Raw genomic sequence first — 23,153 nt, 5'->3', positions numbered from 1 at the left:
TGCAAACACGAAGCTAATGCTTACGAAGCAAGTTTTCTAAGAAAACTCTAAGCTGCTGCTTACGAAGAACGTTTTTCACAAAACTCTTAGGGGGAAATAACATGTCTGCACAAGTTATTAATGGGAAAGAACTCGTGAGTTCCATCCGTGAGGAGATCAGGTCGGATGCTGCCGCGCTTACTGCGCAAGGCAACCAGCCTGGTCTTGTCGTTGTTATTGTGGGAGAAGATGCGGCTTCACAGGTTTATGTAAGAAACAAAGCGAAAGCCTGTGATGATGTAGGGATTTATTCCGAAGTACATCGTTTACCGGAAAATACAACGCAACAAGAGTTAATTGCACTTATTCATAAATTTAATAGCGATAGCCGAATTAACGGTATTCTTGTTCAATCACCGCTGCCTAAGCATATAAATGAAGAAGCAGTTGTTGATGAAATTGATCCGCTTAAGGACGTGGATTGCTTCCACCCCATGAATGTCGGTAACTTGATGATTGGCAAAGATGGTATGAAGCCATGTACACCGCATGGTGTTATCGAAATTCTAAAACGCACAGGAGTCGATATAGCTGGTAAGCACGCTGTTGTTGTAGGAAGAAGCAACATCGTAGGCAAACCAATGGCTATGCTGCTTCTGCGCGAGCACGCCACGGTATCCGTCGTTCACTCTCGTACTCCGAATATGGAGGAAATTACAAAACAAGCGGATATTCTTGTTGTTGCTGTTGGTAAAGCAAATTTGATTAAAGCACATCACGTGAAGCCTGGTGCTGTCGTTATCGATGTGGGGATGAATCGTCCTGCAGACGGTAAACTGACAGGGGATGTTGATTTCGAAGCGGTTAAAGAGGTTGCAAGTGCAATCACACCCGTACCCGGTTGCGTAGGTCCAATGACGATTACCATGCTGCTTCGCAACACCGTTGATGCAGCAAGTCGCGCAGCTAAAGCGAATGTGAGCGTTTAATAAGCAGTATGGCGAGAAACGAGACGAAGATCTTATCTGTCAAGGATTTGAACCGGTATATTAAACTCATGCTAGAGGGCGATTCCCGTCTGCAGGATGTTTGGGTTCGTGGGGAAATCTCTAATTTCACTCACCATTCCAGCGGCCATATGTATTTTACGATTAAAGATGCGGATGGCAGGCTAAAAAGCATCATGTTTGCTTCGCATAACCAGAAGCTCGGTTTTATTCCGAAAGAAGGAACGAAAGTGATCGCTCGCGGTAATATTTCCGTATATGAAAGAGACGGAGCGTATCAGTTCTATGTCACGGCGATGCAGCCGGATGGCATCGGCAGTTTGTATATGGCCTTCGAGCAGCTTAAGAAGAAGCTCGAAGGGGAAGGACTGTTCGCGGCGGAGCGCAAGAAACCGATTCCTCGGTTTCCGCGCGCAATCGGCGTGATCACGTCTCCGACAGGAGCCGCTGTGCGTGATGTCATCATCACACTGCAGCGCCGCTATCCGTCGGTCCAGATTCTTCTGTACCCGGTACTGGTACAGGGAGCGCAAGCAGGCCCTTCGATCGTCAAGGCGATCGAAGCGATGAACCGGCTCGGTGAAGCCGACGTGCTCATCGTGGGCCGCGGCGGCGGCTCGCTCGAAGAGCTCTGGGCATTCAACGAGGAAGCCGTTGCGCGGAGCATTGCAGCTTCCGCGATTCCCGTCATCTCGGCCGTCGGTCACGAGACGGACTTCACGATCGCGGACTTCGTCGCCGATCTAAGAGCGCCGACGCCTACGGCGGCGGCCGAGCTCGCGGTGCCGAATCACCTCGAGCTGAAGCAGCAGCTGTCGCAGCAAGCGCAGCGGCTGCACTACGGGCTGCTCCAGCAGCTGCGCCGCAAGCAGGAACGGCTGGAGCGCGCGAAGCGCTCTCCGTTCCTAACGAACCCCCGCAGGCAGCTGCTGATGCAGCCTGCGGAGCGACTCGACCGGCTGGCGGAGCAGCTCGGTTACCGCATGCGCCAGCGCCTAACGCTGTTGGCGGAACGGCGATTGAAGCTGGAGCGCCGCTTATCCAGCTTCAATCCCAAAGAGCAGGCCGTGTCCGCAAGGCGGCGCTTGGATACTTCCAAGCGGCAGATGCTCACGGCCATGCAGACCCTCCTGCGTACGAAGAAGCAGGAGTGGCAGTCTGGCGTCCGTCATTTGGACGCCCTCAGCCCGCTGAAGGTCATGCAGCGGGGCTACAGCTTGGCGTACGACGAACAAGAGCATGAGCTCATTCGTTCAGTCTCCCAAGTGAAGGTTGGAGATTTCGTTAAGATTCGTCTCAAGGACGGAAGGTTGAATTGTCAGGTATCGGGGATGGAGGAGAACAAAGATGTCTACGAGTGAAACGGAAGTTAGCTTTGAACTGGCCATTGAACAGTTGGAGCGCATAGTTGCCCAATTGGAAAGCGGCGATGTTCCTTTGGAGAAAGCGATTGAGCTATATCAGGAAGGCGTTCGGCTCTCCCATCTGTGCGGTGTGAAGCTTGAACAAGTGGAGAAGAAAATTGAGATGTTGGTTGAAGGTGAATCGGGCACTGTGAGCAGGAAGCCCTTCCAACCTGTCTTGGAAGATAAGGGGAATTAGGTTGAATAAGACGTCTACCATTCATGAATATATAGCTTCCCATGCAGACATGGTCGAAGCGGCTTTAATCCAAGCGCTGCCTGCAGCATGGGACGTTCCTGGTTCTCTACGTGAGTCCATGAACTACTCCTTAATGGCTGGTGGCAAGCGCTTGCGCCCCATTCTGGTGCTAGCAGCAGCTGAAGTACTAGGGGGTTCCCTAGAGGCAGCAATGCCTGTAGCTTTAGCCATTGAGATGGTTCATACTTACTCCCTGGTTCATGACGATTTGCCAGCAATGGATAATGATGATTATCGCCGAGGCAAGTTGACGAATCATAAGGTATACGGTGAGGCCATGGCCATACTAGCTGGCGATGCATTGCTGACGCAAGCATTCTTCAGCATTACGCAGGCACATAAAGGACATGGCATTCCAGCAGAACGTGTGTTGGCCATCACAGAAGAACTTGCCATTTATGCAGGAGCGAGAGGAATGGTTGGCGGTCAAGCCGCTGATATGCTCGGAGAGCAAGGCATTACAAAGCTTGAAGAATTAGCTTTCATTCATACCCATAAGACGAGTGATCTCATTGTTTTCTCCTTACGTGCAGGCGGTCATATTGCCGGCGCAACGGAAGCGCAACTTCGTGCCCTTAGTGAATTCGGCAATGCCATTGGTCTTGCTTTTCAAATTCAGGATGATATTTTGGATATCATCGGTGATGAGAAGAAGTTAGGTAAGCCTGTGAAGAGCGATGAGAAGCAGCAGAAGGTAACGTATCCCTTTTTTATCGGGATCGAAGCTTCGGAGCAGAAGGTCAAGGATTTAACGAGTCAAGCCAAAGAAGCACTGCTTCGTGCACAGATTGCGCACCCTGAGAGGCTTCTCCAACTGGCGGATTACTTAATGAAGAGGGATCATTAATCCTTTATTGCGTGTATGATTCCCCCTGCTTTTATGTGGTTTTACACGAAATACCCAATTTATGATATAATGATGAAATCGATCTCAGTATTTTCACATTGAAAGTGAGGAAACAAGCGTGCTGCTCGAACAAATCAATCGGCCTGAGGACTTAAAGCGTTTATCCTTGACGGAGCTTGAGACATTGGCTGGTGAAATCCGTCAATTTCTGATTGAGAAGCTGTCTGTTACAGGTGGACACTTGTCCTCCAATTTAGGTGTGGTTGAGCTCACCATTGCTTTACATACCTTGTTCCACAGCCCGTATGATAAATTTATTTTTGATGTGGGTCATCAAGCTTACGTACACAAAATTTTAACCGGTCGCAAAGATAAATTCGATACCCTGCGCAAGTACAAGGGACTTTGTGGATTCGTGAAACGTTCTGAAAGTGAACATGACGTCTGGGAAGCCGGGCATAGCAGTACTTCGCTGTCAGCCGCAATGGGAATGGCGATGGCCCGTGATCTAAAAGGTGAACATAATAAAGTTGTTGCCGTTATTGGTGATGGGGCGATTACCGGTGGTATGGCGTTAGAAGCAATGAACCACATTGGTCATGAGAAGAAAAATATTATGGTCATTCTGAATGACAATGAAATGTCGATTGCGCCCAATGTCGGGGCTATTCATAATTATTTGAGCAAAATTCGTTCGGATCGTCATTATTTGAAGGCCAAAGAAGAAGTTGAACATTTACTTAAGAAAATTCCTGCCATCGGCGGCACCTTGGCCAAAACCGCGGAAAAGCTGAAGGACAGTCTCAAATATTTTGTGTTAAACGGTGTTTGGTTTGAGGAATTAGGGTTCACTTATATTGGGCCTGTAGACGGACATAATTTACCGGTATTACTCGATACGCTTAAACAGGCAGAGAAGATCAATGGTCCTGTGCTCGTTCATGTCGTAACGACCAAAGGTAAAGGGTATACACCAGCTGAGCAGGATTCGCACAGTTGGCATGGTCCAGGACCTTACAAGATCGAATCAGGACAGGTGCTTAAATCCGTAGGGCCTCCCATGTATACAGAAATTTTTGGAAATACGTTAATCGAGCTCGCTGAGAAGGATTCCAGAATTGTTGCTGTTACTCCAGCTATGCCTGGAGGCTCTGGGTTACTGAAGTTCGCGAAGCAGTTCCCCAATCGGATGATTGACGTTGGGATTGCGGAGCAGCATGCGGCAACACTATGTGCAGGTCTTGCAAGTGAAGGCTTGAAACCCGTATTTGCGGTATATTCCACTTTTCTACAGCGAGCTTACGATCAAGTCGTTCATGATATTTGCCGTCCCAAGCTGAATGTTACGTTTGCTATTGACCGTGCAGGGTTTGTGGGTCCAGATGGCGAGACCCATCATGGTGCTTACGATATTTCGTTTCTACGTTCGCTGCCGAACATGGTGCTTATGATGCCTAAGGACGAACGTGAATTAAGAGATATGATGCAGACTGCTCTTGAGTACAATGATGGACCTATCGCATACCGCTATCCAAGAAACAGCGGAACGGGATCCAGTATCGTTGAAGCGCCAAAAGCGATTCCAATCGGTACATGGGAGACATTGCGTGACGGAGATTATGCTGCTGTACTTGCAGTCGGACCAATGGTGCAGATTGCCGAAGAGGCAGCCGAACAATTAGCTAAAGAAGGCTTCAACCTTCGCGTTGTCAATGCACGTTTCATTAAACCGCTTGATGAAGCTTACTTACTCCAGCTAGCAAGTGAGTCCATTCCAATCATTACGATGGAAGAAGGTTCTATCCAAGGCGGACTTGGCAGCAGTGTAGTAGAATTCTACGCAGCCAAAGGTGTCGTAGGATTACACGTGCAAATAATGGGTATCCCGGATTACTTCGTTGAGCATGGAAGCGTGAAGGAACAGCGAGAAGAAGTTGGACTTACCACACAAAACTTAATCACTGAAGTGAAGAAGCTAGTGCCACGTAAACGACAACGAGCTTAGGCTATGGATGATAAGAATAGGAGTAACATAAACACAATGTCATCAGATAAAGAACGATTGGATCTATTGCTTCTTGAACAAGGCTATTTTGAAAGCAGAGAAAAGGCAAAGGCCGCCATTATGGCAGGCCTTGTTTTTGCTGATGAAGAACCTGTAGATAAAGCGGGTATGAAGATCAGCAGGAAGGCTGTTTTGAAAGTGAAAGGTGCGCTTCATCCTTATGTGAGTAGAGGCGGTCTTAAGCTAGAGAAGGCATTGAAGCAATTTGATATCGATTTAAATGGAGCAGTTATGCTTGATATTGGAGCCTCGACAGGCGGATTTACAGACTGTGCTCTGCAAAATGGCGCCTCTTCTGTGTACGCTGTCGATGTTGGCTATAATCAATTGGACTGGTCGCTTCGTAATGACGAACGTGTTCATGTTATGGAGAGAACGAATTTTCGCTATACAAAAATGGAGGATTTGAACGGACCACGTCCTACATTTGCAAGCATTGATGTTTCTTTCATTTCGCTGCGTATTATTTTACCGCCACTGAAAGAGATCTTGTTAGATCAGGGACGAGTGGTTGCCCTCATTAAACCTCAGTTCGAGGCGGGTAGAGAGAAAGTTGGCAAATCCGGTGTTGTTCGCGACCCTGATGTGCATGTGGATGTGTTGACCATTGTGTTAACTTTTGCAGAAGAGTTAGGGTTTCGCTTGAAAGGGCTGACCTACTCACCAATCACAGGAGGGGAAGGGAATATTGAATTCCTTGCCTATTGGTCTAGTGATGCGGCTGAGGATACCTCTCTTGCTGAAGCTTCTTCTCTGAAAGATTTGATTGCAGTGACAGTCAAAGAAGCACAAAAATTGCATGGCAAATAAACTCATCTTTGAGAACGCCTTTTTGCGGCCCAGAGATGGGTTTTTTCAGTAGATAGGAAAGTATCAGGTTCATACTTTTGCTTTGCATCTACCTTGACAAACGCACTCGTCCCTAAGGGACGATGGAATCGTTTATCCTTACTTCATAAAAAAGGATTTTCCAGGTAAATCCGCGAATACTATGGCGAGGTGAAGGACATGGAACAAGGCGATGTTAAAGTCATTTTGTTAATCCTGATCATAGTTGTAGGCATTATCTTTTGGCGATTCAAAAGGTGGCTAGACGGACCGAATAAGAAGCGAAGAAGGATTCCTAGACACTCCGAAATACCACAGGATGAAGTCGTGGAGCTGCTTGAAGGAGCTGGCTTCGATGTGCTTGCCGGTAAAACCAGAATTCCCATCAGCATGATGATTAATGAAAGAGAACAGCTGGAAAGCCGATTATTCATCGACTATTTTGCCCAGAAAGATGAACAAATTTACCTCGTGAAAGTAGCGAAGGAACGTAAACCGCTAGAAATGACAGGAAGCGCTGTTCGCGATATGCTGCTAGCCTATAGTCTGATATATCCAGAAGCTGACGGCGTGCTATATGTGGATATGGCTCTAAACAAAATTAAAAAAATCACATTTCATATAGAGGTGTAAGGATGAAAGGTCAAAGGCATGTAAAAATCAGAGAGATTATCACGAACCACGAGATTGAGACACAGGATGAATTGGTGGAGACTCTTCGGGCTGCTGGCTTTCATGTGACACAGGCTACAGTCTCACGCGATATCAAAGAGCTTCATCTGATTAAGGTTCCCTTGGATGATGGCCGATATAAGTACTCCATGCCGGCCGATCAGCGATTTAATCCGATGCAAAGACTGCGTAGAGCATTGAGTGACCATTTTGTTAGCATTGACCATACCGACAATCTTGTCGTGATGAAATGTTTGCCAGGTACGGCAAACACGATTTGCGCACTTATTGATAATCTAGAATGGAGCGGTGTCATGGGGACGATTTGCGGAGATGATACCATTCTTGTGATTTGCCGCGGCAAAGAGAACAGCCTTACTTTTGTAAATGAAGTCATGTCATTACTATCTTAATTTCAGGAGGAGCACATGCTTACAGAACTTTCGATTCGTAATTTGGCTGTTATTGAACATGTACATATTCGTTTCAAAGCTGGTTTTCATGTCCTAACAGGCGAAACAGGTGCAGGTAAATCGATCATCATCGATGCTTTAACTCTCATTGTTGGCGGCAGAGGATCTTCGGAGTTTGGTACGTTACGGTGCAGACAAAGCAGAGATAGAAGCAATGTTTGAATTACCATCCTCGCATCCGGTTTGGCATACGCTTACAGAACTCGGTATAAGTGCAGATGCCAGTGAGCATTTGCTCATTCGTAGAGAAATCACCGCAACGGGTAAAAGCTCCAGCCGAATTAATGGTCAGCTTGTCAACTTGACAATGCTTCGTAAAACGGGAGAGTGGCTGGTTAATATTCATGGTCAGCATGAGCATCAATCCCTGCTGAATGTAGATGAACATATTCATTCTCTTGATTTATTCGGTGATTCTGAAGTTGAGGCTGCGAAAAAAAACTATCAAGCTAGCTATGATCAATATATAAAGCTGCAAAAAGAGCTGCGAGAGCTTCAAGAAACAAGCAAACAGGCGCTTCAAATGCTAGATTTATATCGTTTTCAAATCGATGAAATTTCGGCTGCAAAGCTCAAAATGGGGGAAGATGAGACCTTAATCGAAGAGAAGAGAAAATTGGCTAACGCGGAAAAATTATTTCAAAGCTCTTCCGAGGCTTATGATTTCCTCTATGCCACGAACCGTGGCTTAGATGCGGCCGGAAAGGCAGTTTCCAGACTTCAGGATATCGTTCAACTCGATCCAACGAAGCTAAGTCCTCTTCTTGAGCAGGCGCAATCCGCTTATTATCAGATGGAAGACGCAGCTTATCAACTGCGCGACTATCGAGATGGCATCGAGTTTAACCCTTCACGTTTGGATTTTATTGAACAAAGATTAGATATGATCACGTCTCTTAGGCGAAAATATGGAGAGAATATTAAAGAAATACTCGTTTATTTGGATAAAATAAAAAGCGAAGTCGATACCATTGAAAATAAAGATGAGCATATTCGCAAATTAGAGGACAAGCTTGCGGCCGAAGAAAAGCAGTTGGGCGTGGCGGCTTTGGATCTTTCCAATTTGCGCAAAGGAATTGCTGAACAGCTTGCAGGTCAAATTGAGCATGAACTTCGTGATCTACAGATGGAACGCACGCAGTTCCGTGTACAAGTGGAACAAACACTTGACGAACGAGGCATTCTTGTTGAAGGTAACAAAGTACGGTACTCACGGCAAGGAATCGATCAAATTGAGTTTCTCATGGCACCCAATCCTGGAGAGCCTTTACGCGGTCTTAGTAAAATTGCTTCTGGCGGGGAGCTCTCTCGTATTATGCTCGCGATGAAAACAATATTTGCACGTATTGATCAAATTCCTGTACTTGTTTTCGACGAAGTGGATACAGGTGTAAGTGGCCGCGCGGCGCAAGCTATTGCAGAAAAAATATCTACTTTGTCGACAAACTGCCAAGTTTTCTCGATTACACATTTACCACAAGTGGCTAGTTTCGCTGATGTTCATTTCTATATTCGGAAAGAAGTGGATCAAGAACGAACGTTTACACGTGTTCAAGATATGCCTGATTCTGGACGAATTGAGGAATTAGCGAGAATGCTTGGCGGTGTCGAAGTGACGGAAACCACACTGCATCATGCAGGGGAAATGCTTGCCATGGCAAGAAATAAGAAAGCAAGGGCATGAAAGTATAGATAGTCAGCATTTTCAGTTATAAAACGGGGAGAGTGGGGTTAACTTAAAGGTACGCATTTGACGACGACAATCGTCAGGGCTCAAGGAAGTGTGAAGGAGCGTGAAGATATTGCAATCCAGCAAAAGAAAAAGATTGTTCGGACTCCTGCTCGTCTTCTTCGTTTGTATGGTAAGTTTGTCTCCGCCTTTTCAAAGCTTTGCCTCCTTCCCTCAGGAACTTCGCTTATTCAGCGGTCAGGGGAAGCAGCTCCAATTAACAATGCCGGTCAACGCCCAAGTCACGGTAAAAGATACGGATATTGTAAAGGTAAACGGCAATGCCAAGCACTCATTTCAAGTTAATTTGAAAGAACCCATCTCGTTGCAATCCGATCACTCTGGGCAAACAGAAATGAAGCTCAAGCTATTCGGTGCAATCCCCATCAAGACAGTTAAGGTCAATGTAGTGCCGGATTTGAAAGTCATCCCAGGTGGTCAAACGATCGGTGTGAAAATTAAGTCTGCCGGTATTTTGGTCGTAGGTCATCATTTAGTAACTGTTGCCCAAGACCAAAAAGTTTCACCTGGTGAAGAAGCGAAAATTCAAGTAGGTGATTTAATTACTAAGATCAATGGCAAAGATTCCAAGGATGTTAGTAAAGTTGCTGATCTTGTTGCCAAATCCGGAGAAAACAAAACACCGCTGGAGCTAAAAATCCTTCGTAACAATGAAGAAATTATTGTGAAGCTGCAGCCCGTCTATGACGTCGTAGATAAGTCCTATCGCTTAGGTCTGTACATTCGGGATTCAGCTGCGGGTGTTGGTACTCTAACCTTCTACGCACCAGATCAAGGCGTATACGGGGCATTGGGACATGTTATCACGGATATGGATACCCAAACGCCAATCATCGTTGGTGACGGCGATATTGTGTATTCTAATGTCACCTCTATTTCTAAGAGTCATAACGGAGATCCAGGTGAGAAACATGCTACCTTGTACAAAGATAGTAAAGTGATTGGTAATATCGAAAGAAACACGGCATTTGGTATTTTTGGAAAAATGTATGCTGCTCCTGACCATAGTTTGGATAAAGAAGCCATACCTGTTGCTTTCGCTGAAGAAGTGAAAGAAGGCCCTGCTCAAATTTATACGGTTGTGGAAGGACAGAAGGTCGAGAAATTTGACATTCAAGTTGTCCATGTATCCAAACAAGACATACCAGGGACAAAAGGTATGGTGATTAAAATCACGGATCCGCGATTATTAGATAAAACAGGCGGTATTGTTCAAGGGATGAGTGGCAGCCCTATTATCCAGAATGGCAAGTTAATCGGAGCCGTTACACATGTATTTGTAAATGATCCTACAAGTGGTTACGGTTGTTTCATAGAATGGATGCTTCAGGACTCAGGTATTATCCTTAGACCTTCTTCAGGAGCCTCTCACAAAGAATCAAAGGCGAGCTAGAAGCCTTTGATTCTTTATGTTATTTTAACCTCATTCTACAAGGAAAAACACGACTTTATGTGAATATGTCGAAAAATGTTGGAAACAGAAGATAAATATATTATTATATAAGAAAGTGAATTAAAAGAAAAGAAAAATAATATTCGACAGAAGGAATTTAAGTTGGGGTGTCGAATACCTTTACTTAAGAGAGAAATACCAACTTGTATGAGTAGCTAAAGGAGGATTTTAAGTTGCAAAAAATTCAAGTGTTACTAGCAGATGACAATCGTGAGTTTACCCATTTATTATCAGAGTTCATTGGTGAGCAAGAGGATATGGAAATTGTAGGAGTGGCGTACAACGGTAACGAGGTTCTTCGTTTTCTTGAACAACAACGTGATTTGCCGGATGTACTCATTTTAGATATTATTATGCCTCACTTGGATGGTCTGGGTGTACTTGAGAAAATGCGTGAGATGAATCTTCCCACACAACCGAAAATCATCATGCTAACCGCTTTTGGACAAGAAAATATCACTCAAAAAGCTGTGCAACTTGGAGCCTCTTACTACATTCTCAAGCCTTTTGATATGGATACGCTAACGAACCGAATTCGCCAGCTTGTTGGTAACAATCAAGCTTCCGCAACGACTTCAACAACACGAGCAAATATTGTACATATGCCTAAAGGTAAAAACTTAGATGCTAATATCACCAGCATCATACATGAAATTGGCGTTCCTGCGCATATTAAAGGATATCAATATCTTCGCGAAGCGATCACGATGGTATACAACAATATCGAAATCCTTGGTGCGATCACCAAAACTTTGTACCCAGCTATTGCTGAGAAGTACAAGACTACACCAAGCCGCGTTGAGCGCGCCATTCGTCATGCGATTGAAGTTGCTTGGACGCGCGGCAACATCGATTCCATCTCGTTTATTTTCGGATATACGATTAACATCTCGAAGTCCAAACCGACAAATTCGGAGTTCATCGCGATGGTGGCAGATAAGCTTCGCATCGAGCATAAGGTTTCTTGAGAGGGTTAGAATCTTTGTAGTGTCTTGGAGGTCATCAGAATGAAATATGAGCTCGGTCGTTGCCTGCTTAGTGAGCGATTAATTGAATCCAACATGACTGCCTTTGAACTCGCTCGAACTTTGCTATACAAGCCAGAGCGGATTACCGACTTTGTTGAAAACAAAAGAATCATGCCGCTTAAGTCTGCTATATCTATCGCTGACACCTTGGGGTGTGACGTGAATGATTTGTATGAATTGGTCACGATTGAGTCTAACGTTTTGAATGGATGACCGTACTACTATATATCAAAAAGGGGCGCTCTTATCCAGAGCGTTCTTTTTAGTTTATTAAAAACTTACAATGAACAATTCTTTGATATCATTGACATTGACGGAAGAGGGGAATGTCAGAAGGACTACCTATGATGATTGGTAGTCCTTCTGTATTTGCTTTCTAAATTACCAAACAAAAGCGCTAGTGATGATAACCAGTAAAATGAATAGTACCAAGATTGCTGCTGAAGAAGTATAACCTACGCCAGTTCCACAACTCATCCGAATCAACCTCCAACTGAAAGTGGTTTGTGTTTCGAGATAGCTTATGACTATTTTTGAGGAATGTTTGGGCGAATCGACTGATTGTGCTATTGTCCCTAATCTTGAAAAAAAATGTGACTTTCTAGCCGATTAAGGAGCATTGCCCATGCTTGGAATTAGGGTTGTTAATCAAATCTTGGAACCATACGATGTGGATTTACGTTAATACATCTAGTCATAAAAGACTATTCCAATACGTTTAAGCATGGAGGCAGAGAAGTTGTTACTTATATTGACGAGTATCGTAGTGGGAATTATGTGCGTTATTGTACTTTTTATGAATGTTTATCCTGTTTTTGGTCGGAAACCATCGAAGGAGAAGGCTCGCGTATTCTCTCGATCCTCTCAGTATTTGAATGGGAAATTCGAAAACCCTGTTCCTACCATGATGAATATGGGCTTCAGGAATACGGTGGGGATCTTGCTTGATTTTTCGAAAAGCAGTCCTAATCGACGTCCAAAGACGCAATTTGCGATGGAAAACCCTAATTTGACCAAGGATCTGGAAACAAAAGTGACTTGGTTTGGTCATTCGGCTTCCTTGTTAACGATTGATGGCAAAGCCCTATTATTAGATCCCATGTTCGGGAAAGCTCCTTCGCCGTTTCCATGGTTCGGGAAGGGAAGATATAGCGGTGGATTGCCTTTTGAAATAGCGCAGCTGCCCGTGATTGATGCTGTTATTTTGTCACACGATCATTATGATCATTTGGATTATGGAACGATAATGAAAATAAAGCATAAAGTGAACAAGTTTTTTGTCCCGCTTGGGGTTGCCGATCATCTGATCAGATGGGGGGTGCTGCCTGAGAAGATCGAAGAGTATGATTGGTGGGAAGAGTTTACGTTTGAAGGTCTAACGTTGGCCTGTACGCCAGCTATACACTTTTCGGGGAGAAGTATGACGGATCGCGGTGCTACCTTATGGTGCTCGTGGGTGATCAAAGGAAAGCAGGCGGGCATCTTCTTCAGTGGCGATAGTGGGTATTCCCCTCATTTCAAAGAAATTGGGCTTAAGTATGGTCCGTTCGATCTTACTCTGATGGAGTGCGGTCAATACGATGATCGCTGGTCTGATATTCATATGATGCCGGAAGAAACGGTTCAAGCCCATATGGATGTGAAAGGGAAGCTGATGATACCGATACATTGGGGAGCATTCACGCTGGCCTTACATGACTGGACAGATCCGGTAGAGCGTGCTACAAGGGCAGCGCATGCTAGTAAAGTGTCAATTGTCACACCGAAAATAGGTCAAACTGTTATTGTGAATGCCGCGGATTATCCGATAGAAACTTGGTGGAAGTAGAGGATTCAATGCCAACAATACGACAGGAGTTACTTATTCATGCACCTATTGAAGTGTGTTTTGATTTGGCAAGGAGTATAGATATCCATGCAGAATCAACCTCTCATACGAAGGAACGAGCGATAGCAGGCAGGATACAGGGGTTGATTGAGCATGGAGAAACAGTGACTTGGGAAGCTTATCATTTAGGTATTAAGCAGCAATTGACTGCCCAGATTACAGAGATGGTGAAGCCGTATTACTTTGTAGATGAAATGGTTAGAGGGGCGTTCAAGCGATTTCGTCATACACATGAATTTGTACCTGTAGAGCAAGGCACTTTGATGGTGGATACGTTTGATTACACTTCACCTCTTGGAGGATTGGGGAGGCTTGCCGATCACTTGTTTTTAGCAAAATATATGACTCGATTTCTTGAAAAGCGCAATAACTACGTGAAGAAGATTGCCGAAGAGACTGCGAACTCTGCAAGCTCTGCAAGGTAAGAACTGGATACTAAAGCGGCCACATGGTATTATGGATAAGGCTGGTAGATCGAAGTGATCAGGAGAGAAGAAGAATCTATGGTTGAACAAAAAAGTGAACGGAAATTTCATTTTCTGGGTGTACTGCTTGGTATAGCGGTTGATAACTTGGGGACTTTAATATCGACTGCGTTAATTGGCGGTATATATTTTGCTAATCGCCCGGTGGATGAGCAGAATGTAAGTGTTATATATTCGAATGTAGGCCTATTACTTTTGCTTTTGGTAGTTGGTTTGTTCTGGTCGTTTCTTGGCGGATACATCGCCGCAAAGGTTGCGAAGCGCGCCGAATATTTCAATGCAGCCATTATTGGTGTCATCGGCGCTGCAATCGGATTTGATTCCATGTTAACCAATGATAGCATTCCGTTATGGTACGAATTGATTGGTTTTGTCGTCATCGTACCGGTTTCACTATTCGGCGGTTTCGTGGCCTTGAAGAGGAAAAAAGCCCCATTAAAATGAATGTTGGATCGTAAAAAAAGAGACTCGGTGATGTTGATCACCGGGTCTCTTGGCGTTATAAGCACACTTAACTTGTTGTAGTTTGCATGTGAGCGAGCATGGTTGCCTTCACCTTGTCGATCGATTCTTGTAAATTCATATTCTCAAAAACATACTCACAATCCTTGCGGTAGGAGACTTCCTCTATGTAGTGGTTCATGTAGTGGTCAATGACGTCAGTAGGCGTATTTCGAGCAAGCATGCGTTCCATGATCGTTTGTTTGTTGACATAGATGAACAAGCGGATAGCTCTATCTCCAAATGTATACTTGAAACGATTAGCTGCATAACGATTCACAATGACATAGATAAGTCCGTCTTTGCGAAGCGCTTCATCGATGTCCGCTTTCTTGATCCCATAGAAATTCCCGTCAATTTCAACAGTTTGAAAAAATTCACCTGCAATGTCACTATCGATGAACACTTTGCGTGAGATGAAATTATAATCCTTCCCGTTGATTTCTTTGGGTCTAGGTATTCGAGTTGTGTAGGAGACGACAGATGAGAAACCAAGCTCTTTGGCAATGTGATGGGCAATTGTTTTACGACCAGAACCGCTAGTGCCAGTAAAGACAAACACCAATCCATTCGTTTCATGACTGCTCATATCAATTCCTCCTTCATAGAATGAAAGCGATATCTTGATAGATTCATTATAGTACGAAAATTCTGAAAATTAAAGAAATACTTTCTCGTTTTGATAGGAATCAAAGGGTTAAAATACGCTATAATAGATAGCATCACATCGTTTAAATGGAAAGGGATCTAACTATGCCTAAATATGCGAGTTTGAGTGCGGAAGCAACGGAATTTTTACGTCAAAAAACCGGAACCAATCACTTAGAGTGCTATACCTATATTGACCCGGAGCGTGGGGAGGATAGTTTTTTTATTGTTAAAACGATCAACAAGGTCATTCATGTTTCTTTTGCCGAGATGACCTTTGAACCAAGCAGTTACCAGAGTTTGATGGAAGGACTCTACCAGGCCATCTATGAATAAATACGTGACAACCCAATCGATAGATGGTTAGGATGATCGTAATTGCATATCAAAGGAATTAGGTGCCATAGATCCATTCGGGTGTATGGTTAAAAGGGAAGACCGGTGAAATACCGGCACGGACCCGCCACTGTAAAAATCGCCGTTTATTACGGAAACTGCTTGCAACATGCCACTGGGTAACAACCTGGGAAGGTGCAAGGGGATGATTAAGTCAGGAGACCTGCCTAATTCAACAACACAATTACCCTACGTGGAATTAGGGAGTGTTAGAGAGCGGTTACTTCTGGTTTTATTAACTGTAGTAATTTACCAAGCGTTTCTAACATGACTTATGTTAGGGATGCTTTTTTTGTTTGTGTAATTACGGGGAAGGGTGATGCAAATTGTCAGGAAAATTGCTCATTATTGGCTTTGGGCCGGGGAGTTTTGAACATATTACGAAGCGTGCAAGGGAAGCGATTCAGGAAAGTGAAGTTATCATCGGATATAACACCTATGTGGATCTTATCTCAGGTCTGTTAACCGAACAGCAAGTAGTTCGAACAGGCATGACGGAAGAAGTGAGTCGTGCGCAAGAGGCTGTGCGGCAAGCCAAGCAGGGGAAGAAGGTTGCCGTTATTTCCAGTGGAGATGCCGGGGTATATGGGATGGCCGGTCTTGTCTATGAGGTATTGATGGAACAAGGCTGGACCCGTGAGGATGGCGTTCAAGTAGAAGTGATTCCTGGCATTTCAGCTGTTCATTCGGCTGGATCTCTGCTAGGCGCTCCAATTATGCATGATTCTTGCACGATTAGCTTAAGTGATCATCTTACACCATGGGAGCTGATAGCGAAGCGGGTTGATGCAGCAGGGATGGCTGATTTCGTTATTGCCCTCTATAACCCGCGAAGCGGTAGACGGACCAGACAAATCGTTGAGACTCAGCGCATTCTCCTTAAGTATCGTTCTCCTTTAACACCTGTTGGGATTGTCAAAAGCGCGTATCGAGATCGCGAGCATGTTGTTGTGACGACATTGGCTGATATGCTGAATCATGATATTGGCATGTTAACGACCATTATTATTGGTAATTCCGCAACCAAGCTGTATGACGGTCTCATGATTACACCGCGCGGTTATCAGCGGAAATACACATTAGGGGCCGAAACACAGCCGCTTAAACCACATCAAAGGTTGAAATCCGAGGCTGAGCCTTGGGCTTTGGAACAATTGGATGAGCAGGATTGGGATGAATCCATGGGGGAGTTCGACGATGAAGATGAACTCTTGGATGATAAGATTACTGAAAATAGAGATCTTTCACAGCTGAAGTCATCACCGATTTTGTCACCTAGTAATTCCTTACAGCTTGCAATAGAAGCCTTGCAGCTAGTATCCAAAGGGAATGAAGAGTTGCCTTTTGAATTTGACAATAAGCTGAATGCGACCCAATCTATCTTTGAGTTTGCAGTAAGCCCCGGAATCGCGAATAAAAAGTTAACAGCAGCCCAACTGTGTGCGTTAGGCGAGATTGTTGGGGATCGTGGAGATATTGAATACTCACCGCATCATCAACTGATTGTTCGTGTGCAAACCGATAACCCTAAGCAGATTACATCCGAGCTAAGTGCACTTGGTTTATTGTTGTCTCCGATTGGCGATGTTGCGCAAATCAAAGCATGCGACTTTTGTAATTTGGAAAAAGGTGAATCTATTCCTTATGCGGAAGCCATCCATCACCGAATTGGCCATCTAGAAGTACCTAAAGAGTTGAAAATTGGGTTCAATGGGTGTGGAATGGCTTGTTATGGGGCTGTTCAGCAAGATATCGGCATCGTCTACCGTAAAGAGAAATTTGATCTATTTCTTGGCGGAAAAACGGTAGGTCGAAATGCGCATGCGGCTCAGCCCGTTGCAGAAGGAATTGACCCTGGGGAGCTTGTCGAATTAGTTGGCAGGATTGTAGAACGTTACCAAAAAGAAGGACATCCGAATGAACGGTTTCATAAATTTTTCAAGCGTGTTAAAGAAATTGAAGGCTACCGCCATCAAGAAATGGTAGGTTTCGTTATCGAAAATGCCATTTGCGGCGATTAGAATTAGGGGGAAATAAAGGATGAATGCTGTTTTATTTGTGGGTCATGGGAGTCGGGAAGAAGGCGGGAACGAGGAAGTTCGCCTCTTTGTTTCGGAAATAGCGAGTAAGATGAAAGAGCAAATTGTAGAGACCTGTTTCCTAGAATTTGTTCAACCAACGATCATGCAAGGAATTGATCGCTGTGTAGAAATAGGGGCTACTCATATCGTGGTCATTCCGATTATCTTATTTGCGGCCGGGCATGCGAAAATTCATATCCCATCTTCTATTGATGATGCGAAATTAAAATATCCTTTTGTGAAATTTACATACGGCAGACCTATTGGGGTACACGAACAAATTCTCGATATTTTATCCTCCAGGGTAGAAGATCTCGGAGTTCAAGTGAAAGAGGACTTAGGTGAAACAGCTTTACTTATTGTTGGGCGTGGAAGCAGTGATGCAGACGCGAATAGCGATCTGTTTAAAATCTCTCGCTTATTCTGGGAGAAGCTTCAGGTAAAATGGGTGGAAACAGCCTTTATTGGAGTTACAGCACCTCTGATGGATGATGGGATTGAGCGCTGTTTGCTGCTCGGTGCGAAGAAGGTAATCATTTTGCCTTATTTCCTGTTCACAGGCGTTTTGATTCAACGTATGGATCAAATGGTTCAAGGATATCGGGAGACATATCCAGATAAACAATTCCAGATGGCTCCTTATTTTGGCTTCCATCCACTGCTGCAAGAGATTCTGATTGGACGAGCGCAGGAAGCGCTTCAGGATGAAGTGAAGATGAACTGCGACATGTGCCAATATCGTCTAGAGGCGATGAAGCATATCGATCATCATCACCATCATGACGATCATCACCATCACGACCATCACGACCATGATCACAAACACGAGCATGACCACGATCACGATCATCATGACCATGTTCATGCTCATTCAAGAGGTGACAGACGATGATTCTCGTTCTTGCAGGTACGAGTGACGCTAGGGAGCTGGCGTTAGGAATTCGCGCAGAAGGATATGCTGTTCTCACAACAGTTGTGACCGAAAGCGCAGCGAAGAGCATGGAGGCGGAAGGGCTTCCAGTACTCACAGGTCGCCTGACCGCGGAAGATATGAACCAGCTAATTCAAGATAAAGGCTTACGCGTGGTTGTTGATGCGACCCATCCGTTTGCTGAGGAAGCGTCGAAGAATGCGATGGCGGCTGCTAAACTGGCTGCTGTACCTTATGTGCGTTTCGAACGTCAAAGCTTGTCCATCGAGCAGGGAACGCTCATCACGACGGTTGATGATTATAAACAGGCTGCAGAGTTAGCGGCTGAAAAGCGCGGCAGCATTATGCTGACTACCGGCAGCAAAACGTTGAAGATTTTTGCTGATCGTCTGATTGGGCTTCCCGATACGAAGCTCATTGCGCGGATGCTTCCTCGCCAAGATAATATGGAGAAATGTGAAGAACTGGGTATTGAGCAGAAAAATATTGTGGCTATGCAAGGCCCTTTTTCCAAAGAGTTAAATAAAGCTCTTTATGACCATTACAAAGTTACCTTGATGATAACGAAAGAAAGCGGGAAAGTCGGAGCGGTGGATGAGAAGCTTGAAGCAGCGCTGGAAATGGGTATTCCGAGTATTGTGATAGGCAGACCTGAACTTGAATATGGGACGCTCTATTCTGACTTTCAAGGCGTTATACAATTTATAAACGATAGCATTCATAAGGAGGGCTAAATAGGATGGATTTTCATACGGATTTTAAACCATTAACGGTACAACCACAAGAAATTGAAGAGAAAAGCTTTGAGATGATTACAGAAGAATTAGGCGAGCATACGTTTACTCCGGAGCAATATCCAGTTGTACAGCGTGTGATTCATGCTTCAGCGGATTTTGAATTAGGACGCAGTCTTGTTTTTCACCCGAGAGCAATCGAAGCAGGTATTGCAGCCATTCGGGCTGGTAAAATCGTTGTGGCTGACGTTCAGATGGTACAAGTCGGCATTAGTAAGCCGCGTATTGAGCAATTCGGCGGCGATGTCAGAGTGTATATCTCGGATAAGGATGTCATGGAGGAAGCCAAGCGTCTGAACACGACACGGGCGATTATTTCAATTCGCAAAGCGATTAAGGAAGCAGATGGAGCTATTTATGCCATCGGGAACGCACCGACAGCCCTGCTGGAGCTGATTCGACTCGTCAAAGAAGGAATTGCGAAGCCGGGGCTCATCGTCGGTGTGCCTGTTGGATTCGTTTCCGCAGCGGAATCGAAGGATGAACTAGCCAAGCTGGACATTCCGTTCATCACGAACGTTGGCCGTAAAGGCGGCAGTCCCGTTGCCGTTGCAGCAGTCAACGCGCTGTCGATTATGGCGACGCGTAAGGAGTAGCGCCGATGGTGGAAGAACCGGGCAAGCCCCTGCGCCACGGCTACACCACCGGCTCCTGCGCAACCGCAGGAGCCAAAGCAGCACTAGTGGCGCTCATCGAGCAAGCGCCACAAACGCACGTGCATATCCGTATCCCGATCGGGGAGACGGTTGAATTTGCCCTGCACAGCTGCACGTTCACACAGCTGTGGGGCGAAGCCGCCGTCATTAAGGACGGCGGCGATGATCCCGATGCGACGCACGGTGCGGAGATCATCGTGCGCGTAAGCTTCCGTGCCGAGCCTGGCGTCGGCATCGATGGCGGCATTGGCGTCGGGCGCGTGACGAAGCCCGGCCTGCCGGTTGAGATCGGTCAAGCGGCGATCAACCCGGTCCCGCGGAAAATGATCCGCGAAACCGTGCAGGAAGTGCTTGACCATTACGAGATCGCGCACGGTGTAGACGTGCTCGTATCTGTGCCCGCCGGCGAAGAAATCGCCAAGAAGACGCTGAACGGGCGTCTTGGCATCCTCGGCGGCATCTCGATTCTCGGTACCCGTGGCACGGTGGTGCCATTCTCGAGTGCGGCCTACAAGGCCAGTGTTGCACAGGCGATTCGCGTAGCCGTGAAATGCGGCTGCAAGCATCTCGTGCTCTCGACCGGCGGCCGGACGGAAGTATTCGGGATTAGCATGTATCCCGAGCTTCCGGAGGAGGCATTTATCGAGATGGGCGATTTCGTGGGGTTTGCTCTGATACAAGCCCAAAGACAAGGCATTCGTAAGGTGACGTTGGTGGGCATGATGGGCAAGTTCTCTAAGGTGGCACAAGGTGTGATGATGGTGCATTCGAAGAGCGCTCCGGTTGATTTTGGGTTTCTTGCGCAGGTCGCGATCGAATCGGAAGCGTCCGATGCGCTTGTTGAAGAAATCAGAGGTGCCAACACAGCTTCACAGGTTGGAGATTTAATGGCTTCTACGGGGAAATTGCGATATTTTGAGCGGCTATGTGAGCGCTGCAACTTAGCTGGACTAGAAGAGGTTGCGAGAGACGGGTTTGATTTCATAGAAACAGTGATCATTTCGATGAAAGCCGAACTCTTAGGGAAATCGGCGATGGTGAAGCGAAGCGAGAATGGAGAGTTGACATACGAATGAGTAGAAGCGTGAAAGTGATAGGTATCGGCGATAACGGACAAGGGAGCCTGCTCCCTTTATATATCAACTGGATTAATGAAAGTGAATTGCTTGTTGGCGGAGAGCGGAATCTTGCCTTTTTTCCTGAATATAAAGGCGAGAAGATCGTCATAAAAGGCAGCTTGCCAGAGCTCATGAGAAAACTTCAGAAAGAAGAATGTTCCGTTGTCATCTTGGCTTCGGGCGACCCGCTTTTTTATGGGATTGGCGGTTATATAGAGAAGAAGCTGGAAGGTGTGCACATTTATCCGGCTGTTAGCTCGATTCAACTGGCTTTTGCCCGGATGGGGGAAAGCTGGCACGATGCTTATATCACAAGCGTTCATGGACGGAGTATCAAGGGCTTGGCGCAGCGAATAGACGGGAAGGAAAAAGTGGCCCTGCTCACGGATGAATCGAATTCACCGAGTGCGATTGCGGCTTATTTGCTTTCTTTTGGCATGACCGAGTATCGTGCCTTTGTGGCAGAGAATTTGGACGGAGCCGAAGAACGCTATGGTTGGTACGATTTGGACCAGCTGGCCACGGAAACATTTGCACCGCTCAATGTGGTTATTTTGAAAAAACAAGGCCCAGGTCCTGTTTGGCCGCTTGGCATTGAAGATGATCAGTTCGCCCAACGCAAACCGGATAAAGGACTAATAACCAAAAAAGAAATTCGCGTATTAAGTATCAGTCAATTAGCTCTACAAGTGGATAGTGTCGTATGGGATATTGGAACTTGTACAGGATCAATAGCCATTGAGGCGGCACGCATAGCTCGTGAGGGTGCCGTATTTGCCATTGAGAAAAACGAAGACGATCTCCAAAATTGCCTGGAAAACAGCGCCAAGTTTCGTGTTGATCTTACGGCTGTCCATGGCAGAGCACCAAAGGGTCTCGATACCTTTGCAGATCCGGATGCCATCTTTATTGGCGGAAGCGGTGGAGAGATGCAAGAGCTGCTAGAAATTTGTGCTGCTAGACTGAAACCGAATGGCAGGATTGTGTTGAATGCAGCGACGATAGAGACGCTATACGAGGCCGATAAGACGTTTGCGAAAGTCGGTTTCATTACGCAGATATCGCTTGTACAAGTATCGCGCAGCAAGCCTATCCTTCATATGAAACGATTCGACGCACTGAATCCGATCTACATTATCACAGCGCAGCGCAAGCAGACAGATATTGAGGGAGGAACAGGCGATGAATAATCTCGGCACGCTGTATGGTTTGGGTGTTGGCCCAGGTGATCCGGAATTAATTACGGTCAAGGCTTTTCGATTGTTAAAAGAATGTCCGGTCATTGCTTATCCAAGAAAGAAGCGTGGAGCGAAGAGCTATGCGCTAGCGATTACGGAGCTGTATGTGAATACGGAGCAAAAAGAAATGATGGGGCTCACTTTTCCCATGACAAGGGATAAAGAAGCGCTTGAAATGCAGTGGACGAAGACTGTTGAAAGTGTTTGGGCACATTTGGTGCAAGGGAAAGATGTTGCCTTCGTGACGGAGGGCGACCCGATGATTTACAGCACCTATATTCACTTGATGCGGCTTATGAACGAACGGCATCCTGAAGTAAAGGCTGTCTCCATTCCAGGGATTTCTTCCATTAACGCGTCTGCTTCCCGTTTGGGCATCCCCTTAGCGGATGGTGATGAGCAAATTGCCATCGTCCCGGCTATGGACGACTACGACAAGATGCGCAAAGCCATCGAAGAACATGATTGTGTCGTGTTCATCAAGGTTGCTAAAGTGATAGATTTGATGTTATCCGTACTTCACGATCTCGGACTCGTGAATAAAGCATCCGTTTTAACCAAAGTCACTTCCTCAGAGGAAGAAATTTGGCGTAATGTGGAAGAGCTGCAAGGACGAGAATTAGAATATTTAACCTTGATGGTGGTGAGAAAAA

23 protein-coding genes, 2 pseudogenes and 1 riboswitch are annotated in these 23,153 nt (G+C 45.7%); of the genes and pseudogenes, 23 read left to right on the top strand and 2 right to left on the bottom strand.

Translation table 11 applies throughout. From position 1 onward, the window contains the following. Positions 1–101: 101 nt before the first annotated feature. From folD to QFZ78_RS09835, 12 genes and pseudogenes are all read left to right on the top strand, one after another. Complete coding sequence (gene folD, locus QFZ78_RS09890) at positions 102–968, top strand: bifunctional methylenetetrahydrofolate dehydrogenase/methenyltetrahydrofolate cyclohydrolase FolD (RefSeq protein WP_307547075.1); 867 nt, start codon at positions 102–104, stop codon at positions 966–968. Between the two features lie 8 nt (positions 969–976). Next, positions 977–2,347: an exodeoxyribonuclease VII large subunit gene (gene xseA / locus QFZ78_RS09885; RefSeq protein WP_307547074.1), complete on the top strand. Its 1,371-nt coding sequence runs from the start codon at positions 977–979 to the stop codon at positions 2,345–2,347. Next, on the top strand, positions 2,334–2,588 hold the full coding sequence (gene xseB, locus QFZ78_RS09880) for an exodeoxyribonuclease VII small subunit (RefSeq protein ID WP_057306412.1): 255 nt from the start codon (positions 2,334–2,336) through the stop codon (positions 2,586–2,588). The genes xseA and xseB overlap by 14 nt, the downstream gene beginning before the upstream one ends. A 49-nt stretch (positions 2,589–2,637) precedes the next feature. After that, positions 2,638–3,495, top strand: coding sequence for a polyprenyl synthetase family protein (locus QFZ78_RS09875; protein ID WP_373461111.1), 858 nt, complete (start codon positions 2,638–2,640; stop codon positions 3,493–3,495). A 118-nt stretch (positions 3,496–3,613) separates the two neighbouring features. After that, the gene (gene dxs, locus QFZ78_RS09870) at positions 3,614–5,500 is read left to right on the top strand and encodes a 1-deoxy-D-xylulose-5-phosphate synthase (protein WP_307547073.1); all 1,887 of its coding nucleotides are present in this window, start codon (positions 3,614–3,616) and stop codon (positions 5,498–5,500) included. Between the two features lie 36 nt (positions 5,501–5,536). Then, entirely contained in the window at positions 5,537–6,370 is an 834-nt protein-coding gene (locus tag QFZ78_RS09865) for a TlyA family RNA methyltransferase (RefSeq protein ID WP_307547072.1), read from the top strand. 198 nt (positions 6,371–6,568) lie between these two features. Beyond that, a complete protein-coding gene (locus tag QFZ78_RS09860) occupies positions 6,569–7,021 on the top strand; it encodes a hypothetical protein (RefSeq protein ID WP_307547071.1) in 453 nt (150 codons plus the stop codon). Positions 7,022–7,023: 2 nt separating this feature from the next. Beyond that, entirely contained in the window at positions 7,024–7,473 is a 450-nt protein-coding gene (gene ahrC, locus QFZ78_RS09855) for a transcriptional regulator AhrC/ArgR (RefSeq protein ID WP_307547070.1), read from the top strand. Positions 7,474–7,488: 15 nt separating this feature from the next. Beyond that, a pseudogene (gene recN, locus QFZ78_RS09850) lies at positions 7,489–9,217 on the top strand (DNA repair protein RecN). Between the two features lie 118 nt (positions 9,218–9,335). Next, positions 9,336–10,676 carry a SpoIVB peptidase gene (gene spoIVB, locus QFZ78_RS09845; protein WP_307555596.1) on the top strand — a complete coding sequence of 447 codons (1,341 nt, stop codon included), beginning with the start codon at positions 9,336–9,338 and terminating at the stop codon, positions 10,674–10,676. 233 nt (positions 10,677–10,909) lie between these two features. Continuing rightward, entirely contained in the window at positions 10,910–11,704 is a 795-nt protein-coding gene (gene spo0A, locus QFZ78_RS09840; RefSeq protein WP_307547069.1) for a sporulation transcription factor Spo0A, read from the top strand. A 39-nt stretch (positions 11,705–11,743) separates the two neighbouring features. Next, positions 11,744–11,977 (top strand): helix-turn-helix domain-containing protein, encoded by a 234-nt coding sequence (locus QFZ78_RS09835; protein ID WP_307547068.1) that lies wholly within the window; start codon positions 11,744–11,746, stop codon positions 11,975–11,977. A gap of 168 nt (positions 11,978–12,145) precedes the next feature. On the opposite strand, the gene QFZ78_RS09830 is transcribed toward QFZ78_RS09835, so the two are convergent. After that, the gene (locus tag QFZ78_RS09830) at positions 12,146–12,241 is read right to left on the bottom strand and encodes a YjcZ family sporulation protein (RefSeq protein ID WP_082615175.1); all 96 of its coding nucleotides are present in this window, start codon (positions 12,239–12,241) and stop codon (positions 12,146–12,148) included. A 271-nt stretch (positions 12,242–12,512) separates the two neighbouring features. On the opposite strand from QFZ78_RS09830, the gene QFZ78_RS09825 reads away from it, so the two are divergent. The 3 genes from QFZ78_RS09825 to QFZ78_RS09815 all read left to right on the top strand — a co-directional run bounded on the left by QFZ78_RS09825 (position 12,513) and on the right by QFZ78_RS09815 (position 14,581). After that, the gene (locus QFZ78_RS09825; RefSeq protein WP_373461110.1) at positions 12,513–13,592 is read left to right on the top strand and encodes an MBL fold metallo-hydrolase; all 1,080 of its coding nucleotides are present in this window, start codon (positions 12,513–12,515) and stop codon (positions 13,590–13,592) included. Between the two features lie 8 nt (positions 13,593–13,600). Then, entirely contained in the window at positions 13,601–14,077 is a 477-nt protein-coding gene (locus tag QFZ78_RS09820) for an SRPBCC family protein (protein ID WP_307547066.1), read from the top strand. A 78-nt stretch (positions 14,078–14,155) separates the two neighbouring features. After that, positions 14,156–14,581: a hypothetical protein gene (locus tag QFZ78_RS09815; RefSeq protein WP_307547065.1), complete on the top strand. Its 426-nt coding sequence runs from the start codon at positions 14,156–14,158 to the stop codon at positions 14,579–14,581. Between the two features lie 67 nt (positions 14,582–14,648). Here the strand turns inward: QFZ78_RS09815 and QFZ78_RS09810 are convergent, their stop codons facing one another. Then, a complete protein-coding gene (locus QFZ78_RS09810) occupies positions 14,649–15,227 on the bottom strand; it encodes a guanylate kinase (protein ID WP_307547064.1) in 579 nt (192 codons plus the stop codon). A gap of 164 nt (positions 15,228–15,391) precedes the next feature. Here QFZ78_RS09810 and QFZ78_RS09805 point away from each other — a divergent pair, with 164 nt between their 5' ends. The 8 genes and pseudogenes from QFZ78_RS09805 to cobI form a co-directional block, all read left to right on the top strand. Further along, entirely contained in the window at positions 15,392–15,622 is a 231-nt protein-coding gene (locus QFZ78_RS09805; protein ID WP_307547063.1) for a hypothetical protein, read from the top strand. Positions 15,623–15,665: 43 nt separating this feature from the next. After that, a riboswitch (cobalamin riboswitch) is annotated at positions 15,666–15,867 on the top strand. A gap of 141 nt (positions 15,868–16,008) precedes the next feature. Then, positions 16,009–17,703 carry a precorrin-3B C(17)-methyltransferase gene (cobJ, locus tag QFZ78_RS09800; protein WP_307547062.1) on the top strand — a complete coding sequence of 565 codons (1,695 nt, stop codon included), beginning with the start codon at positions 16,009–16,011 and terminating at the stop codon, positions 17,701–17,703. A gap of 19 nt (positions 17,704–17,722) precedes the next feature. Beyond that, positions 17,723–18,655 carry a sirohydrochlorin chelatase gene (locus QFZ78_RS09795; RefSeq protein ID WP_307547061.1) on the top strand — a complete coding sequence of 311 codons (933 nt, stop codon included), beginning with the start codon at positions 17,723–17,725 and terminating at the stop codon, positions 18,653–18,655. Next, complete coding sequence (gene cobK / locus QFZ78_RS09790) at positions 18,652–19,428, top strand: precorrin-6A reductase (protein ID WP_307547059.1); 777 nt, start codon at positions 18,652–18,654, stop codon at positions 19,426–19,428. Before QFZ78_RS09795 ends, cobK begins: the two co-directional genes overlap by 4 nt. A 5-nt stretch (positions 19,429–19,433) precedes the next feature. Continuing rightward, entirely contained in the window at positions 19,434–20,084 is a 651-nt protein-coding gene (locus QFZ78_RS09785) for a precorrin-8X methylmutase (RefSeq protein WP_307547057.1), read from the top strand. 5 nt (positions 20,085–20,089) lie between these two features. Continuing rightward, positions 20,090–21,220 (top strand): cobalt-precorrin-5B (C(1))-methyltransferase, encoded by a 1,131-nt coding sequence (locus QFZ78_RS09780; protein ID WP_307547055.1) that lies wholly within the window; start codon positions 20,090–20,092, stop codon positions 21,218–21,220. After that, on the top strand, positions 21,217–22,452 hold the full coding sequence (gene cbiE / locus QFZ78_RS09775; RefSeq protein ID WP_307547053.1) for a precorrin-6y C5,15-methyltransferase (decarboxylating) subunit CbiE: 1,236 nt from the start codon (positions 21,217–21,219) through the stop codon (positions 22,450–22,452). The genes QFZ78_RS09780 and cbiE overlap by 4 nt, the downstream gene beginning before the upstream one ends. After that, a pseudogene (cobI, locus tag QFZ78_RS09770) lies at positions 22,445–23,152 on the top strand (precorrin-2 C(20)-methyltransferase); the annotation flags it as partial. The gene cbiE and the pseudogene cobI, both read left to right, overlap by 8 nt. Position 23,153: the final 1 nt, after the last annotated feature.

The sequence above is a fragment of the Paenibacillus sp. V4I5 genome, assembly GCF_030817255.1.
Lineage (GTDB): Bacteria > Bacillota > Bacilli > Paenibacillales > NBRC-103111 > Paenibacillus_E.
This window is presented reverse-complemented; position numbering and strand designations above follow the sequence as displayed.

Bases quoted from the DNA above. Each gene is read 5' to 3' on its own strand.
- QFZ78_RS09810 (WP_307547064.1), bottom strand. From the start codon at position 15,227: ATGAGCAGTCATGAAACGAATGGATTGGTGTTTGTCTTTACTGGCACT.
- QFZ78_RS09875 (WP_373461111.1), top strand. From the start codon at position 2,638: ATGGTCGAAGCGGCTTTAATCCAAGCGCTGCCTGCAGCATGGGACGTT.
- QFZ78_RS09865 (WP_307547072.1), top strand. From the start codon at position 5,537: ATGTCATCAGATAAAGAACGATTGGATCTATTGCTTCTTGAACAAGGC.
- ahrC (WP_307547070.1), top strand. From the start codon at position 7,024: ATGAAAGGTCAAAGGCATGTAAAAATCAGAGAGATTATCACGAACCAC.
- cbiE (WP_307547053.1), top strand. From the start codon at position 21,217: ATGAGTAGAAGCGTGAAAGTGATAGGTATCGGCGATAACGGACAAGGG.
- QFZ78_RS09860 (WP_307547071.1), top strand. From the start codon at position 6,569: ATGGAACAAGGCGATGTTAAAGTCATTTTGTTAATCCTGATCATAGTT.
- QFZ78_RS09820 (WP_307547066.1), top strand. From the start codon at position 13,601: ATGCCAACAATACGACAGGAGTTACTTATTCATGCACCTATTGAAGTG.
- QFZ78_RS09780 (WP_307547055.1), top strand. From the start codon at position 20,090: ATGGTGGAAGAACCGGGCAAGCCCCTGCGCCACGGCTACACCACCGGC.
- xseB (WP_057306412.1), top strand. From the start codon at position 2,334: ATGTCTACGAGTGAAACGGAAGTTAGCTTTGAACTGGCCATTGAACAG.
- xseA (WP_307547074.1), top strand. From the start codon at position 977: ATGGCGAGAAACGAGACGAAGATCTTATCTGTCAAGGATTTGAACCGG.
- QFZ78_RS09830 (WP_082615175.1), bottom strand. From the start codon at position 12,241: ATGAGTTGTGGAACTGGCGTAGGTTATACTTCTTCAGCAGCAATCTTG.
- QFZ78_RS09805 (WP_307547063.1), top strand. From the start codon at position 15,392: ATGCCTAAATATGCGAGTTTGAGTGCGGAAGCAACGGAATTTTTACGT.
- QFZ78_RS09795 (WP_307547061.1), top strand. From the start codon at position 17,723: ATGAATGCTGTTTTATTTGTGGGTCATGGGAGTCGGGAAGAAGGCGGG.
- QFZ78_RS09835 (WP_307547068.1), top strand. From the start codon at position 11,744: ATGAAATATGAGCTCGGTCGTTGCCTGCTTAGTGAGCGATTAATTGAA.
- cobK (WP_307547059.1), top strand. From the start codon at position 18,652: ATGATTCTCGTTCTTGCAGGTACGAGTGACGCTAGGGAGCTGGCGTTA.
- QFZ78_RS09815 (WP_307547065.1), top strand. From the start codon at position 14,156: ATGGTTGAACAAAAAAGTGAACGGAAATTTCATTTTCTGGGTGTACTG.
- QFZ78_RS09785 (WP_307547057.1), top strand. From the start codon at position 19,434: ATGGATTTTCATACGGATTTTAAACCATTAACGGTACAACCACAAGAA.
- folD (WP_307547075.1), top strand. From the start codon at position 102: ATGTCTGCACAAGTTATTAATGGGAAAGAACTCGTGAGTTCCATCCGT.